General features: G+C 70.6%; 15 protein-coding genes, 1 tRNA gene, 1 pseudogene and 1 riboswitch. Of the genes and pseudogenes, 6 read left to right on the top strand and 11 right to left on the bottom strand.

Features of this window, described 5'->3' with window-relative positions; genetic code table 11:
- Window positions 1-44 precede the first annotated feature (44 nt).
- The gene (locus ACIA5F_RS05475) at window positions 45-302 is read left to right on the top strand and encodes a DUF397 domain-containing protein (protein WP_399349383.1); all 258 of its coding nucleotides are present in this window, start codon (window positions 45-47) and stop codon (window positions 300-302) included.
- Window positions 303-395: 93 nt separating this feature from the next.
- Here the strand turns inward: ACIA5F_RS05475 and ACIA5F_RS05480 are convergent, their stop codons facing one another.
- From ACIA5F_RS05480 to ACIA5F_RS05490, 3 genes are read right to left on the bottom strand one after another with little or no spacing between them, the layout of a single operon-like run.
- The gene (locus ACIA5F_RS05480; protein ID WP_399349385.1) at window positions 396-1,367 is read right to left on the bottom strand and encodes an ATP-binding cassette domain-containing protein; all 972 of its coding nucleotides are present in this window, start codon (window positions 1,365-1,367) and stop codon (window positions 396-398) included.
- 3 nt (window positions 1,368-1,370) lie between these two features.
- On the bottom strand, window positions 1,371-2,303 hold the full coding sequence (locus tag ACIA5F_RS05485) for an ABC transporter permease (protein ID WP_399349597.1): 933 nt from the start codon (window positions 2,301-2,303) through the stop codon (window positions 1,371-1,373).
- 22 nt (window positions 2,304-2,325) lie between these two features.
- A complete protein-coding gene (locus ACIA5F_RS05490; protein WP_399349387.1) occupies window positions 2,326-3,129 on the bottom strand; it encodes an ABC transporter permease in 804 nt (267 codons plus the stop codon).
- A gap of 387 nt (window positions 3,130-3,516) precedes the next feature.
- Here ACIA5F_RS05490 and ACIA5F_RS05495 point away from each other — a divergent pair, with 387 nt between their 5' ends.
- The gene (locus ACIA5F_RS05495; RefSeq protein WP_399349389.1) at window positions 3,517-6,003 is read left to right on the top strand and encodes a transglycosylase domain-containing protein; all 2,487 of its coding nucleotides are present in this window, start codon (window positions 3,517-3,519) and stop codon (window positions 6,001-6,003) included.
- A 41-nt stretch (window positions 6,004-6,044) separates the two neighbouring features.
- Here ACIA5F_RS05495 and ACIA5F_RS05500 read toward each other — a convergent pair whose 3' ends face one another.
- From ACIA5F_RS05500 to ACIA5F_RS05510, 3 genes are all read right to left on the bottom strand, one after another.
- Complete coding sequence (locus tag ACIA5F_RS05500; protein WP_399349391.1) at window positions 6,045-6,365, bottom strand: DMT family transporter; 321 nt, start codon at window positions 6,363-6,365, stop codon at window positions 6,045-6,047.
- A gap of 30 nt (window positions 6,366-6,395) precedes the next feature.
- A riboswitch (guanidine-III (ykkC-III) riboswitch) is annotated at window positions 6,396-6,469 on the bottom strand.
- 176 nt (window positions 6,470-6,645) lie between these two features.
- Window positions 6,646-6,987, bottom strand: a complete 342-nt coding sequence (locus ACIA5F_RS05505) for a GroES family chaperonin (RefSeq protein WP_399349392.1) — start codon at window positions 6,985-6,987, stop codon at window positions 6,646-6,648.
- Window positions 6,988-7,033: 46 nt separating this feature from the next.
- Window positions 7,034-7,351, bottom strand: a complete 318-nt coding sequence (locus ACIA5F_RS05510) for a DUF3618 domain-containing protein (protein WP_399349394.1) — start codon at window positions 7,349-7,351, stop codon at window positions 7,034-7,036.
- A gap of 105 nt (window positions 7,352-7,456) precedes the next feature.
- Between ACIA5F_RS05510 and bcp the strand changes: the two genes are divergently transcribed.
- Both bcp and ACIA5F_RS05520 read left to right on the top strand, forming a co-directional pair.
- Window positions 7,457-7,924, top strand: a complete 468-nt coding sequence (gene bcp / locus ACIA5F_RS05515) for a thioredoxin-dependent thiol peroxidase (protein ID WP_399349396.1) — start codon at window positions 7,457-7,459, stop codon at window positions 7,922-7,924.
- A 361-nt stretch (window positions 7,925-8,285) separates the two neighbouring features.
- Window positions 8,286-8,370 (top strand) — tRNA-Leu (locus ACIA5F_RS05520).
- A 48-nt stretch (window positions 8,371-8,418) separates the two neighbouring features.
- Here the strand turns inward: ACIA5F_RS05520 and rdgB are convergent.
- From rdgB to ACIA5F_RS05540, 4 genes and pseudogenes are all read right to left on the bottom strand, one after another.
- Window positions 8,419-9,033: an RdgB/HAM1 family non-canonical purine NTP pyrophosphatase gene (gene rdgB, locus ACIA5F_RS05525; protein WP_399349398.1), complete on the bottom strand. Its 615-nt coding sequence runs from the start codon at window positions 9,031-9,033 to the stop codon at window positions 8,419-8,421.
- Window positions 9,034-9,077: 44 nt separating this feature from the next.
- Window positions 9,078-9,464, bottom strand: a complete 387-nt coding sequence (locus ACIA5F_RS05530; protein WP_399349400.1) for a hypothetical protein — start codon at window positions 9,462-9,464, stop codon at window positions 9,078-9,080.
- A gap of 201 nt (window positions 9,465-9,665) precedes the next feature.
- Window positions 9,666-10,394 (bottom strand): ribonuclease PH, encoded by a 729-nt coding sequence (rph, locus tag ACIA5F_RS05535; protein WP_399349402.1) that lies wholly within the window; start codon window positions 10,392-10,394, stop codon window positions 9,666-9,668.
- Between the two features lie 95 nt (window positions 10,395-10,489).
- A pseudogene (locus ACIA5F_RS05540) lies at window positions 10,490-10,726 on the bottom strand (glucose PTS transporter subunit EIIB); the annotation flags it as partial.
- Window positions 10,727-10,940: 214 nt separating this feature from the next.
- Between ACIA5F_RS05540 and ACIA5F_RS05545 the strand changes: the two are divergent.
- Together ACIA5F_RS05545 and ACIA5F_RS05550 are read left to right on the top strand one after the other, a co-directional pair.
- A complete protein-coding gene (locus ACIA5F_RS05545; RefSeq protein WP_399349404.1) occupies window positions 10,941-12,242 on the top strand; it encodes a PTS transporter subunit EIIC in 1,302 nt (433 codons plus the stop codon).
- Window positions 12,243-12,584: 342 nt separating this feature from the next.
- Complete coding sequence (locus tag ACIA5F_RS05550; RefSeq protein ID WP_399349599.1) at window positions 12,585-13,808, top strand: PTS transporter subunit EIIC; 1,224 nt, start codon at window positions 12,585-12,587, stop codon at window positions 13,806-13,808.
- A gap of 182 nt (window positions 13,809-13,990) precedes the next feature.
- On the opposite strand, the gene ACIA5F_RS05555 is transcribed toward ACIA5F_RS05550, so the two are convergent.
- Window positions 13,991-14,743 (bottom strand): MBL fold metallo-hydrolase, encoded by a 753-nt coding sequence (locus ACIA5F_RS05555; protein WP_399349406.1) that lies wholly within the window; start codon window positions 14,741-14,743, stop codon window positions 13,991-13,993.
- Between the last annotated feature and the right edge of the window lie 278 nt (window positions 14,744-15,021).

The following is a 15,021-nucleotide window of genomic DNA, read 5'->3' on the forward strand; positions in this document are numbered from 1 at the left end:
TCGGGCGCTCATTCTGGACGCCGTAAAGGAAAGGGGATAAGACTGTGAAGCCTTACATCGAGTGCACTTCGGCTGCCGGACTGGAGTGGGTGAAGAGTTCCGACCTGACGGGTGCGGTGTGGCGCAAGAGCAGCCGCAGCAACGGCCAGGCCGAGTGCGTCGAGGTCGCGTTCCTCGGCGATGGCCGCGTGGCCATGCGTGACAGCAAGGACAACGGAAACGGCCCGGCCCTCGTCTTCACCCTCGGCGAGTGGGCCGCGTTTGAGGACGGCATGCTGAACGGCGAGTTCAAGCAGCTCTAGCCCCGTCGTCCGCACGCAGCAGCGAAGAGCGCCCGGCCAGTCGTCCTGGTCGGGCGTTCCTCGCTGCCCCGGGGCACGGCCCGGCCCCGGTCCCTACCCCCGCCCCGCGTACATCCGCGCGATCACGTCCTCGATGTCCGGCTCCCGCACCGACAGGTCCAGCAGCGGGTACCCCGCCGCCACCGCCGCCACCAGGGGTGCCGCCGAGGCGCCCGCCGGGAAGGCCAGCCACTGCCGCGTCCCTTCGGTCTTCACCACCCGCGCCCCCGGGACGTCGATCGGCGGAAGCTCCCGTGCCAGGTCCACCACCAGCGTCCGTTCGCCCGCCGTCGCCGAACCCGCCGTGTGCAGCCCGCCGAGCGGCCCGTCGTACATCAGCCGCCCGTGGTCGATCACCATCACCCGCTCGCACAACTGCTCGATGTCCTGGAGGTCGTGGGTGGTCAGCAGCACCGTCGTGCCGAGCTCCTCGTTCAACTGCCGCAGGAACCCCCGCACCTTCGCCTTGCTCACCACGTCGAGCCCGATCGTCGGCTCGTCCAGGTACAGGACGTCCGGATCGTGCAGCAGCGCCGCCGCGATGTCCCCGCGCATCCGCTGCCCGAGCGACAGCTGACGCACCGGCACGTCGAGCAGCTCCGCCAGGTCCAGCCGCTCCACGCAGCGCTCCAGGTTCCGCGCGAACCGCGCCGCCGGAATCCGGTACATCCGCCGCATCAGCCCGTACGAGTCCTTCAGCGGCAGGTCCCACCAGAGCGTGGTGCGCTGCCCGAACACCACCCCGATCCGGTGCGCGAGCCGCATCCGCTCCCGCGCCGGGTCGATGCCCGCGACCCGCAGCCGGCCGCCGCTGGGGGTCAGGATTCCCGTCAGCATCTTGATGGTGGTCGACTTCCCGGCGCCGTTCGGCCCGATATAGCCCACCATCTCACCGCGCGCGACGGTGAAACTGATCCCGTCCACCGCCCTGACCTGGCGTTTCTCCCGGCGCACCAGGCCCACCCGGCGCCGTACGTCAAAGACCTTCTCGACCTCGTCCAGCTCGATCAGTATGTCTGTCACCACGCGTCAGCTCCCTGTGCTCCGGTACGAACGAACTCCCGCGCGCCATGCCAGCGACGCGGGGACGAACACCGCGAAGGCCACCAGCGGGCTCAGGTACGCGGCCCACCCCGGCAGCTCAGGGGTCCCCCATGCGGCAGCCAGGGGCGGGTAGGGCCGCCCCAGGATGTGGAGGGCGGGCAGCCAGTTGACGAAGGCCAGCGGGACGATGAAGGTCACCCCGCGCAGCAGGTCCTTCGCGAACACCGTCGGCGGGTACTTGAGCATCGTGCAGCCGCCGTAGGTGAAGGAGTTCACCACCTCCGCCGCGTCCCCGGCGACGAACTGGAACGCCGCCCCGGCCACCATCACCGCCCCGAAGATCGCCGCCCCGGCCAGGATCATCACGGGGACGAGCAGCACCTTCCCGGCCGTCCACTCCACCGCGCCGTCCAGCTCCGCGACCGCCCAGACCAGCACCCCGAGCCCCTGCGCGATCCGCCCGAGGCGGCGCAGCGCGAAACGGTCCGCCGCGACCTGCGCGAGCAGCGGGACCGGCCGCACCAGCATGGTGTCGAGCGAGCCGTCACGGATACGGGAACCGACCCGGTCGACGTTGCCCAGGAGCAGGTCCGCCAGGCCCAGCGAGGCCGTGCACGTCCCGTACAGCAGGGCGATCTCGGGCAGGGTGAAGCCCCCCAGGACGTCCACGTGCGAGAACATCACGGCGATCGCGACGAAGTCGAGGAGCGTGATCGCCGCGTTCCCGAGGAGGGCGAGGAGGAAGGAACTCCGGTACGTCATCGTCGAGCGGACCCACATCCCCACGATCAGCCCGTAGCCGCGGACGCCCTCCACCACCCGGTTGCGCTCCGGCACCTCCGGCACCTCGGGCGGCCCGGTCGCGACGGGCCGCTCCGGCGTCGCCTCAGCCACCCTCGTCGCCTCAGCCGCCCCCATCACCTCAGCCGCCCCCGTCACCTCAGCCACCCTGGACCACCACCTTGCGGGTCGCCGCCGACTGCACCAGCCGGCCCAGAGCCAGCAGGACCAGCGCCCACCCGGCCTGGAACCCCAGCGCCCGCACCGCCCCTCCGGCCCCCGCGCCCTTGCCCAGCAGCACGTCCATCGGGACCTGGAGCATCGCCGCCCACGGCAGGACCCGGACCAGCTCGCCGAACCCGCCCGGGAACAGCGTCAGCGGCAGCAGCATCCCGGAGAAGAAGATCGAGACGACGGTGGCCATCATGTTGATCCCGGCCCCGTCCATCAGCCAGAACGCGGCCAGACCCAGCAGGTAGCGCACCGCGAAACTCACCACCAGCGCGAGCAGGACGGAGACCAGGAACAGCAGCCAGCGCAGCGGATCGCCCGGCAGCGCCAGCTCGAAGACGAGCGCCCCCGCCAGCAGCGGGACCACACCGCGCCCCAGCAACTGGAAGGCCGCCCGGCCCAGGTCGGACGCCAGCCACCAGAGCTGGAGATCGGCCGGCCGGTAGAGGTCGACGGCGATGTCCCCCGTCCGCACCCGCTCCTGCACCTCCTCCTGGAACCCGCCCCCGATCAGCGCCCCCGCCGCCAGCAACGACTGGCTCATCCAGACGAAGGTCAGCACCTGCGCCTGGTCGTAGCCGCCGAGTCCGGGGCGCTCGTCCCAGAGCGCGATGTACGTGTACGAGACGATGAAACCGAAGACGGTGTTGGTGAACACCCCGGCCGCCGTCGCGACCCCGTAGGTGGCGTAGCGGCGGAACCCCCCGACCGCGACCGCCAGATAGAGCCCCACCCCGGGCCCACCGCCACGCCCCACCCCGCGCCCGCCACCCCGTCCCGCCCCGCGCCCCGGGCCCCGCACCGCTCCGCCGCCTGCCTCCGCCCCTGCCCTTGCCTCCGCTTCCGCCTCTGCTCCGGCAGCCGCCTCCGCTCCGCCGTCCGCCGCTGCCCCGCCGTCCACTCTCCCGCGCACCGTGTGCCCCTCCGTTTCCCGCGTCGGCCCTGCGTCGTTCCCACGCCGTTCCCATGTCGTCCTCCATGGGCCAAAGCGCGCGAGCTTAGTGCGGAGGGGCGATCCACGCGAAGTATTTACGCCCGTCCGGAGCGGATCGACGGGTCATCGGGTAGACACCATGAGGTACAAAGTGGATATTTCGCACGGCGTCGAGGAGTCCCGGAGATGAGCGACCAGTCACCACCCCCTGGCTGGACCCCTCGCGACCCGGACACGTCCGCCACCGGAGGGCCACCCCCGCCCCCGCACCGGCCGCCACCCCCACAGCGGCCTCCCGGCGCTCCGGACCCGCGCGGCCGGGCGAAACGGAAGCGGACCAGCTGGCGCCGCGCCCTGCCCACCTGGCGCATGGTCCTCGGCGCCGCCCTGCTCCTCGTCCTCCTCCTCGGCGGCGCCCTGGTCGCGGGCTACCTGCTGGTCCGCATCCCGCCCGCGAACGCCGCCGCCACCGCGCAGTCCAACGTCTACCTCTACTCCGACGGCTCCCAGCTCGCCCGCGACGGCGAGGTCAACCGCGTCAACGTGCCGCTCTCCCAGGTCCCGCTCACCGTTCAGGAAGCCGTACTGGCCGCCGAGGACCGCAACTTCCACTCCGAACGGGCCGTGGACCCCAAGGCGATGCTCCGCGCCGCCTGGAACACCGCGACCGGCAAGGGCACCCAGTCCGGCTCGACCATCACCCAGCAGTACGTCAAGAACTACTACCTGGGCCAGGAACAGACGCTCACCCGGAAGGCCAAGGAGTTCTTCATCGCGATCAAACTCGGTCGCGAGAAGTCGAAGGAGTACATCCTTGAGGGCTATCTGAACACCAGTTACTTCGGCCGCAACGCCTACGGCATCCAGGCCGCCGCCCAGGCGTACTACGGGAAGGACGCCTCCCGGCTCACCACCGCCGAAGGCGCCTACCTGGCCACCCTCCTCAACTCCCCCAGCGCCTTCGACGTCGTCTCCCACCCCCAGAACCGCCCGCGCGCCGTCGCCCGCTGGAACTACGTCCTCGACGGCATGGTCAAGAAGAACTGGCTGACCCCGGCCGAACGCGCCGCCGTCCGCTTCCCCGAACCCGGCAAGGTCCGCCCCGCCGCCGGGCTCTCCGGCCAGCGCGGCTACCTCGTCGAGGCGATCAAGGACTACCTGGCCGACAACGGCATCCTCGACGACAAGACCCTGGCCGAGGGCGGCTACCGCATCACCACCACCATCGACAAACGCCGGCAGGCCGCCATCGTGGGCGCCGTCGACCACCAGATGGTCAGCAAGCTCCGGCCGCAGACCCGCGCGGCGGACCGGCTGGTCCGGGCGGGCGGCGTCTCCATCGACCCGGTCACCGGCAAGGTCGTCGCCCTCTACGGCGGCATCGACTACACCAAGCAGTACGTGAACAACGCGACCCGGCACGACTACCAGGTCGCCTCCACCTTCAAGCCGTTCGTCTTCGCGGCGGCCGTCGAGAACCGCTCCCGCACCCAGGACGGCCGCCGGATCACCCCGAACACGATCTACAACGGCGACAACAAGCGCCGCGTCGTCGGCACCCGCATCCCCTACGCCCCCGAGAACGAGGGCCAGGTGTCGTACGGGAACATCACCGTCAACACCGCCACCGACCTCTCCGTCAACACCGTCTTCGCGCAGATGGTCGTCGACGTCGGCACGGACAAGGTCAAACAGACCGCCGTCGCCCTCGGCGTCCCGGAGAACACCCCGAACTTCGACGCGGGCCCGGCCATGGCCCTCGGTACCCTCCAGGCCAGCGTCCTCGACATGACCCAGGCGTACGCGACCCTCGCCGCCCACGGCCTGTACACCCCGTACACCTTCCTGGAGAAGATCACCAAGGGCGACGAGACGATCGGACTGCCCGACCGGAACGCGAACCAGGCCGTCAGCCGCGAGGCCGCCGACACCACCACGTCCATGCTGGTCAGCGTGGTCGACAACGGCACCGGCACGGAGGCCCTCGCGGCCGGACGCCCCGCCGCCGGCAAGACCGGCACCGCCGAACTGGACCGCTCGGCGTGGTTCGCCGCGTACACCCCGGACCTGGTCACGGTCGTCTCGATGATGGGCCAGGACCCGGACACCGGAACCCTCCAGTCCCTCTACGGGGCCCTGGGCGAACCCCGGATCGGCGGAGGCGGCTACCCCGCCCGGATCTGGGCCGCCTGCACGAAGGCGGCCCTGGCGGGCAGCGACCCCGTCGACTTCGACCTGGACCTCCAGCCCGGCGCGGCCCAGCTCCCGCCGCCGGTCCCCCCGCTCCCCCCGCAGCAGACCCCGGGCAGCCGCACCCCGGCGCCCCCGGCCTCCTCCGGCCCGCCGACCCGGCCCGGCCGGCCGACGACCGGACAGACACAGGGCGGCCGGACCGACGGAGGACAGACCGACGGCGGCCAGGGCAACGGCGGCCAGAACCAGGGAGGCCAGACCAACGGCGGACCGACGGACGGGGGCCAGGGCAACGGCGGCCAGTCGCAGGGCGGCCAGAACCAGGGCGGTCAGGGCAACGGCGGCATCAGCCAGGGCTCACGCGGCGGCACCGGCGAGGACACCCAGGGAACACAGGGAACACAGGGGACTCAGGGGACGCAAGGGACCCAGGGCAGCACCACCGAAGGCGGACGCCCCCCGTCCGCCTTCGTGGAGTGAGGGGCGCCACCAGTGAGGTGCGCGGCCGGTGAGAGCGGCGGTCAGTGACCCGAGGTCGCCTTCAGCCCCACCACGGCGACCAGCAGCAGACAGATGAAGAAGATCCGGGCGGCGGTGACGGGCTCCCCCAGCACCGCCATACCGAGCACCGCCGCACCGGCGGCGCCGATACCCACCCACACCCCGTACGCCGTACCGATCGGCAGGGTCTTGGCGGCATAGGACAGCAACACCATGCTGGCGATGATCCCGGCCCCGGTGAAGACACTGGGCCAGAGCCGGGTGAAACCCTCGGTGTACTTCATGCCGATCGCCCAGCCCACTTCGAGCAGACCGGCGAGAAGAAGAAGAACCCAGGCCATGACGGACACCTCCGGACGAGAGCGGAACGGGGTGCGTCGTCTTGTCGTCAACCCGGTACGGCGCGTCTCGTCGGGGTTCCCCTCCACCGTAGCAAAGGGCAGCGGAAAGGGCTGGTGACCTGGGCCACCAGCCCTTCTCCCGCAAGGGAACCCGCGCGCTACGGAACCCCGGAGGTCCGTAGGCCCGGAGAATCAGACGCCCGGAGGCACAGGGCCCCTGCCGTCCAGCGGCTCAGAGGTACAGCGGCTCAGAGGTACAGCGCCTCAGAGGTACAGCGCCTCAGAGGTACAGACCGGTGGAGTCCTCCGACCCCTCCAGCCGCTCCGCGGCCACGGCGTGCAGGTCCCGCTCCCGCATCAGCACGTACGTCGCGCCCCGGACCTCGACCTCCGCCCGGTCCTCCGGGTCGTACAGCACCCGGTCACCGGGTTCGACCGTCCGGACGTTCTGCCCGACCGCGACCACCTCGGCCCAGGCCAGCCGCTTGCCCACCGCGGCCGTCGCCGGGATCAGGATGCCACCGCCCGAGCGCCGCTCGCCCTCGGGCGAGTCGGAACGCACGAGCACGCGGTCGTGCAGCATGCGGATGGGAAGCTTGTCGTGGGTGGTGTTCTCGCTCACGACCCGAACCTACCTGCCCGTACCCGGCCCGCGTGCCGGAGGGTCGTCAGCGCTTGCGGCGCGCCGACAGCAGCAGCAGTCCGGCCACCCCCGCCACGAAGAGCGCGACGGGAACGATCCGCTCGACGCGCGGGGCCCCGTCCTCGTGACGCAGACCGTCCTTCACCTCCGTGACGAGCCGGTTCACCGAGGCGAAGGCGCGCCCGGCGGTCTGGTCGACCGTCGAGGCGACCTTGGCCTTCGCGTCCCCGATGATCGTGTTCGGGTGCATGCGCACGCCGATCTCGTCCAGCGTCTCGGCGAGCCGCTCGCGGCGGCGGACGATGTCCGCCTCGATCTGTGCGGGGGTCCTGGCTTCCGGCACCGCGCTGCCTCCGTCGTCGTGGTCCTGTGGGGGCGTAGTCCGCCGTGAACAGTCTGTCAGCTTAGTCTCGTGCCGTACCGATCCCCTTCCGAGGAGAGTGTCAACATGAGCGCGCGACTCCAGCCGGGCGACACCGCCCCCGCCTTCACCCTGCCCGACGCGGACGGCAAGGAGGTCTCGCTCGCGGACCACAAGGGCCGCAAAGTGATCGTCTACTTCTACCCGGCCGCGCTGACCCCGGGCTGCACCAAGCAGGCGTGCGACTTCACGGACAACCTGGACCTCCTGACCGCGGCGGGCTACGACGTCATCGGCGTCTCCCCCGACCAGCCGGCGAAGCTGGCGAAGTTCCGGGAGAAGGAGCAGCTGAAGGTCACGCTGGTCGGCGACCCGGAGAAGGAGACCCTGCTCGCGTACGGCGCGTACGGCGAGAAGAAGCTGTACGGCAAGACGGTGACCGGGGTCATCCGCTCCACGGTGGTCGTCGACGAGGAGGGCAAGATCGAACACGCCTTCTACAACGTCAAGGCCACGGGCCACGTAGCCAAGATCATCCGAGACCTGTCCCTCTGACCCGCCCCACCCCGCTCCCCCCTTCCCGGCGCTCCCCACCCTCTCCGCATCGCTCCGCTTTTCCGGACGCAACGGCCCGCACCGATCCGGTGCGGGCCATTCCGCTTATCGGGTGAGGAGGACGCCCACTGCCGCCGGAGGCCGATCGCGTCGACGGCGACCGGCGGGGCGAGCGGCCGGCGGACCCGCGACCGCTCGCCCCAACTGCCACTCCTCGGCGGACGCGTGGACAGGTCCACGGACGGACGCGTGGACGGACACGCGGGGCGGGAGCCGCCACCCTCAGCCTGTCGCCCACCCCGGCCGCCCCGTAGACTGACCCTGCCCAAACGGACTAGATGTCCGAGTTGAGTAATATCTCGCGGTTGTGGCGGAATCAGGCAGTCGCGCTGGGTTTAGGTCCCAGTGGGGTAAAACCCGTGGGGGTTCGAGTCCCCCCAACCGCACACACCGAAGGCCCGGCTCCGGGAGCCGGGCCTTCGACGTTGCCGGGGTCAGCCCAGCAGGGCGCGGACGAAGGGCACCAGGGCGCGGAAGGCCTGGCCGCGGTGGGAGAGGGCGTTCTTCTCGGCCGCCGACAGTTCCGCGCAGGTGCGGGATTCGCCCAGGGGCTGGAGGATCGGGTCGTAGCCGAAGCCGCCCGTGCCGGCCGGGGTGTGGCGGAGGGTGCCCAGGAGGCGGCCCTCGACGACGCGTTCGGTGCCGTCCGGGAGGGCCAGGGCCGCCGCGCAGGCGAAGTGGGCGCCGCGGTGGCCGTCGTCGATGTCGGAGAGCTGGGCCAGCAGCAGGCGCAGGTTGGCCCCGTCGTCGCCGTGGGTGCCCGCCCAGCGGGCCGAGAAGATGCCGGGGGCGCCGCCCAGGACGTCCACGCAGAGGCCGGAGTCGTCGGCCACGGCCGGGAGGCCGGTGGCGCGTGCCAGGGCGTGGGCCTTGAGGAGGGCGTTCTCCGCGAAGGTGACGCCGGTCTCCTTGACGTCCGGGACCTGCGGGTACGCGTCCGCGCCGACCAGCTCGTACGGCAGGTCGGCGGCGGACAGGATGGCGCGGAGCTCGGTGACTTTGCCGGCGTTGCGGGTGGCCAGGACGAGGCGGCTGGGCGTGGAGGTCATGCCCGCCATTATTCCGGGCCGCCCGAGGGTCGGCCGGGGGAGGGTCAGCCGGGGGTGCAGACCTTGGTGAGTTCGCCCGCCGCGTCCGCGACCGGGGTGATGTCCGGGGCGGGGTCGCCGCTCCGGAGGGCGGTGCGGACGTTCTGGACGGCCGTGTTCAGGGAGCCGATGGCCTTGGCCAGGTCGGCGTTGCCCGTCTGGTCGCCGATCTTCTTGAGGCTCGCGTCGATCTGGTCCAGGGCGTTCTGGGCGTCCTGCGGGCTGTTGCCCGCCTGGGAGATCGCCTGTTGGAGGTCGTTGGCGCCCTCGGTGACGGCCACCGCCGTGTTCGCGCAGTCCATGGCCGTCGAGACCGCGCCGCAGGCGGTCAGGGAGGTGAGCGCCAGGGCGGCCGTCACGGTGAGGACGGCGGCGCGGTGCTTCGGCTTCACGCGGGGCGTCGTACGGAACGTCGTGCGGGGCGTCGTACGGAGCTTCGGATTCATGCGGTCCCCCAGGGGCGCGGCTGCGTGGCCGGGCGCCCGGCGGTTGCCGCCGGGCGTCCGTACCGTCGTAGACGCCGCCGCGCGCCCGGTGGTTGCCGCCCGCCGGTCCGGTCCCGGGGCACGGTCCGGTCCCGGGGCTCCGCTCCCCTACTGGAGTTCGAGCGCGCCGAGCTGGAGGGCTTCGAGGTCCGCGCAGCCTCCGGCGGCGAGGTCCAGGAGGGCGTTGAGTTCCTTGCGGTCGAAGGGCTCGCCCTCGGCGGTGCCCTGGACCTCGACGAAGCGGCCGTCGCCGGTGCAGACCACGTTCATGTCGGTCTCGGCCCGCACGTCCTCCTCGTAGCAGAGGTCCAGGAGCGGGACGCCGTCGACGATGCCGACGCTGACGGCGGCGACGGTGCCGGTGAGCGGCTTGCGGCCGGCTTTGACGAGCTTCTTCTTCTGGCCCCAGGCGATGGCGTCGGCGAGGGCGACGTACGCGCCGGTGATCGCGGCGGTGCGGGTGCCGCCGTCGGCCTGGAGGACGTCGCAGTCCAGGACGACGGTGTTCTCGCCCAGCGCCTTGTAGTCGATCACGGCGCGCAGCGAGCGGCCGATGAGGCGGGAGATCTCGTGGGTACGGCCGCCGATCTTGCCCCGGACGGACTCGCGGTCGCCGCGGGTGTTGGTGGAGCGGGGCAGCATCGAGTACTCGGAGGTGACCCAGCCTTCGCCGCTGCCCTTGCGCCAGCGCGGGACGCCTTCGGTGAAGGAGGCGGTGCAGAAGACCTTGGTGTCCCCGAAGGAGATGAGGACGGAGCCTTCGGCGTGCTTGCTCCATCCGCGTTCGATGGTGACCGGGCGGAGCTGTTCGGGCGTGCGGCCGTCGATGCGAGACATGGCTGTGAGCCTAGTCGGTGCGGGGATGCGCGAAGACCCCGTCCGGAGGGGTCCGGGACGGGGTCTTCGGGGTGTGCGGAGCCGGTGGGCTCAGCTCACATCATGTCTTCGATCTCGCCGGCGATCGGGTCGGCGTCGGTGCCGATGACGACCTGGATGGCGGTGCCCATCTTGACGACGCCGTGGGCGCCGGCGGCCTTCAGCGCGACCTCGTTGACCAGGGCCGGGTCCTTGACCTCGGTGCGCAGGCGCGTGATGCAGCCCTCGACCTCTTCGATGTTGTCGATACCGCCGAGCCCGGCGACGATCTTCTCAGCCTTGGTGGCCATGCGTTTCTCCCTGAGTGTTACGAAGAACGAGTCTCGGCGGGGCCACCATCGTGGTCCGCTTTGTCACGGTAACTCACGGTTGGCCTATCTACACGGGCGCGGGTCCAGTAGCTGTCCAATGATGACCATCAGCAGCAGCCTGCACCCACACCTGGTCTACACCAGTGTGCCGCATGTGCTGCGGCTGCCAAAAACCGGCCGGTCAGGGAGGATGCCGATGAGCGCGAGCAGCGCCGCAGCAGTGCCAGCACCGCAGTGGTGGAACGGTTTGTTCCAGGGACTGCAGAAGATGGGCCGGAGCCTTCAGCTGCCGATCGCGGTCCTGCCCGCGGCGGGAATCCTGAACCGGCTGGGCCAGCCGGACGTGTTCGGCAAGGACGGCTTGAACTGGACCGACGCCGCGCGGGTGATGGCGGGCGCGGGCGGTGCACTGCTGGACGCGGACCTCGGCCTTCCCCTGCTGTTCTGCATCGGTGTCGCGATCGGCATGGCCAAGAAGGCGGACGGTTCGACCGCGCTCGCGGCGGTGGCGGGGTTCCTCGTCTACCGGGGCGTGCTGCACGCCTTCGCCAAGCCCTGCCCGGCGGGGACCCGGGACATCGGCGGCGGCTGCCTGAGTCCCGCCGACACCTTCACGGGGTACTCGTACCAGAATCCGGGGGTCTTCGGCGGCATCGTCATGGGGTTGCTCGCGGCCTGGTTCTGGCAGCGGCTGCACCGGGTGAAGCTGGTCGACTGGCTCGGGTTCTTCAACGGGCGGCGGCTGGTCCCGATCGTGATGGCCTTCGTCGGGATCGTCTTCGCCGTGCTCTGCCTGTGGATCTGGCCGCCGGTCGGCAGTGCGCTGGAGAGCTTCTCGGACTGGCTGGTGGGTCTGGGCGCGTGGGGTGCGGGCATCTTCGGCATCGCGAACCGGGCGCTGCTGGTGATCGGCCTGCACCAGTTCCTGAACGTGCCGGTGTGGTTCCAGTTCGGCAGTTACATGAAGCCGGACGGTCAGGTCGTGCACGGTGACATCAACATGTTCCTGGCGGGGGACCCGAACGCGGGTCTGTTCCTGACGGGCTTCTTCCCGATCATGATGTTCGCCCTGCCGGCGGCGGCGCTGGCGATCACCCACTGTGCGAAGCCGTTGCGGCGCAAAGAGGTCGGCGGTCTGATGCTGTCGGTGGGGCTGACGTCGTTCGTCACGGGCATCACCGAGCCGCTGGAGTACTCCTTCCTCTTCGTGGCGCCGGTGCTGTACGCGATCCACGCGGTGCTGACGGGTGTGTCGATGGCGGTGACCTGGGCGTTCGGGGTGAAGGACGGTTTCAGCTTCTCGGCGGGTCTGATCGACTACCTGCTCAACTGGAGTCTGGCGACCAAGCCGTGGCTGATCATTCCGATCGGTCTCGGTTTCGCGGTTGTCTACTACACGGTCTTCCGGTTCGTGATCACCAAGTTCAACATTCCGACCCCGGGCCGGGAGTCCGACGAGGAGATCGCGGCGATGCAGGCGGAGAACACCAAGGCGTAGGCGCGGGAGGGGACTTCGGTCCCTTCGGACGGGCCCTCGGATTCTCGTGTCCGGGGGCCTTCGCCATGTCCGGAAGTCCGGCGGGCCCGGCAGCGCGGCGGCGTGACCCAATTGTGACGCAGGCCACTGGAAAACGAAGGTTCCTTATCTAACCCTCACCGTGTTACAACTGGTCTACACCACCCATTGGTGTAGACCACATGAGCCTGTCTGTGCCCATGTACCCCCAAATTCTGAGACGTCGCCGTCCCGCTCTGTCCTCCGGCGGCGCCTTGCCCACTGGAGGAAGTTGTGACCACGGCTGCCGCCCCCGCGGCCGAGAAGAAGAAGGGCGCCGGCGTGATGTCTGTCATGCAGCGCATCGGCCGGAGCCTCATGCTCCCCGTCGCGGTACTGCCCGCAGGCGCTCTGCTGCTCCGTCTGGGCGCGGGCGACATGCTCGGGAAGGACACCTTCCCCGAGTTCGTGAACAAGATCGCCGGCTACATGGCCGCCGGTGGCGGCGCGATCCTCGACAACATGGCGCTGCTGTTCGCCGTCGGTATCGCGATCGGCTTCGCCAAGAAGTCCGACGGCTCCACGGCGCTGGCCGCCGTGACCGGCTACCTGGTCTTCCAGAAGGTTCTCGCCACCTTCACCGACAGCAACCTGCCCAAGGTCGCCAAGGTCGACGGCGACAAGATCATCCACGTGGACGCCGCGGTCAACGCCGGTGTCCTCGGCGGTGTCGTGATGGGTGTCATCACCGCGCTGCTCTACCAGAAGTTCTACCGGACCAAGCTGCCGGACTGGGCGGGCTTCTTCGGCGGCCGTCGCCTGGTCCCGATCCTCTCCGCCTTCGCGGGTCTGGTCACCGGTATCGTCTTCGGTCTCATCTGGCCGGTCCTCGGCACGGGTCTGCACAACTTCGGTGAGTGGCTGACCGGTTCCGGCGCGGTCGGCGCGGGCATCTTCGGTGTCGCCAACCGTGCGCTGATCCCGATCGGCATGCACCACCTGCTGAACTCCTTCCCGTGGTTCCAGGCCGGTTCCTTCGACACCCCCACCGGTGCCGTCCACGGTGACATCGCGCGCTTCCTCGCCGGTGACCCGAGCGCCGGACAGTTCATGACCGGCTTCTTCCCGATCATGATGTTCGCGCTCCCGGCCGCCTGCCTCGCGATCGTCCACTGTGCCCGTCCGGAGCGCCGCAAGGTCGTCGGCGGCATGATGTTCTCCCTCGCGCTCACCGCGTTCGTCACCGGTGTGACCGAGCCGATCGAGTTCACCTTCATGTTCATCGCCCCGGTGCTGTACGCGATCCACGCGGTGCTGACCGGTGTCTCCCTGGCCCTGACCTGGGCCCTGGGCATGCGTGACGGCTTCGGCTTCTCCGCCGGCGCGGTCGACTTCCTGCTGAACCTCGGCATAGCCGAGAACCCGTGGGGCCTGGCCGGCATCGGCCTCTGCTTCGCGGTGGTCTACTACTTCGTGTTCCGCTTCGCGATCACCAAGTTCAACCTCCCGACGCCGGGCCGCGAGTCCGACGAGGAGCTCGCCGAGCTGGCGAAGGCCGAGTCCAAGTAAGTCCGGCGCACACGCGCCACCGGGTCCGAAGCCCCCGTCCTCCGCGAGGAGGACGGGGGCTTCGGCCTTCGCGCGTCACGCGGCGGGGCGCACGGACGGGGCTTTACGGACGGGCCCTGCGGGGCGGCACCGTGGACCCCGGCCCCGTGGAGCCGGACCCCGTACGGCTGGACCCCGTACGGCTACACCTCGTAGACCGCGCCCGCGTGGGCCAGGTCGACCCGGCCCGCGTAGACCGCGCGGGCGTCGGCGAGGTTACGGGCGGCGTCCGTCCACGGCGGGATGTGGGTGAGGACCAGACGGCCGGCCCTGGCGCCGCGGGCGTACTCGCCGGCCTCGCGGCCGTTGAGGTGGAGGCCCGGGACGTCCTCCTTGCCGTGGGTGAAGGATGCCTCGCAGAGGAAGAGGTCGGTGTCCTCGGCGAGGAGCCCCAGCTCGGGGCAGGCGCCGGTGTCGCCGGAGTACGCGAGCGAGCGCCCCTCGTGCTCGACGCGGATGCCGTACGACTCGACCGGATGCCGGACCCGCTCGGTGCGGACCTGGAACGGGCCGATCTCGAAGCTGCCGGGCTTCAGGGTGCGGAACTCGAAGACCTCGCTCATCGAGCGCTCGTCGGGTACGTCGTCGTAGGCGGTGGTCAGGCGCTGCTCGGTGCCCTCGGGGCCGTAGACGGGGAGGGCTCCGCACCGGCCGCCCTCGTGGCGGTAGTAGCGGGCGACGAAGTACGCGCACATGTCGATGCAATGGTCGGCGTGCAGGTGGCTCAGGAAGATCGCGTCGAGGTCGTAGAGCCCGCAGTGGCGCTGGAGCGGGCCGAGGGAGCCGTTGCCCATGTCGAGGAGCAGCCGGAAACCGTCGGCCTCGACGAGGTAGCTCGAACAGGCCGATTCCGCGGACGGGAACGACCCCGAACAGCCGACGACGGTGAGCTTCATGGAGCGTGAACCTCCGTGGACGGTCCGTGGACGGGATGCGGGCCGTGCGTGGGTCGAGCGTAAGGCGCGAAACCTCCGGTCGCTCCTCCGTGGCGGGCCGTTGTGGGGGAAGTCACCGCCCGCACCACTCTTCCCCAGTAACGGCACGGGAGCAGGAGTACGAGCCTGGAGCACAGTCCGCACGGAAGGCGCGGCGCGGATGCCCCGGGGCGCCGCCGGGGGGCAGCAGCCGGCCCGCCCGGCCGGGGGTGGCCGGGGTGCCGGGGTGGGTGGGCGCG

Source organism: Streptomyces sp. NPDC051567, from assembly GCF_044454165.1.
In the GTDB taxonomy this organism is placed as follows: Bacteria; Actinomycetota; Actinomycetes; order Streptomycetales; family Streptomycetaceae; genus Streptomyces.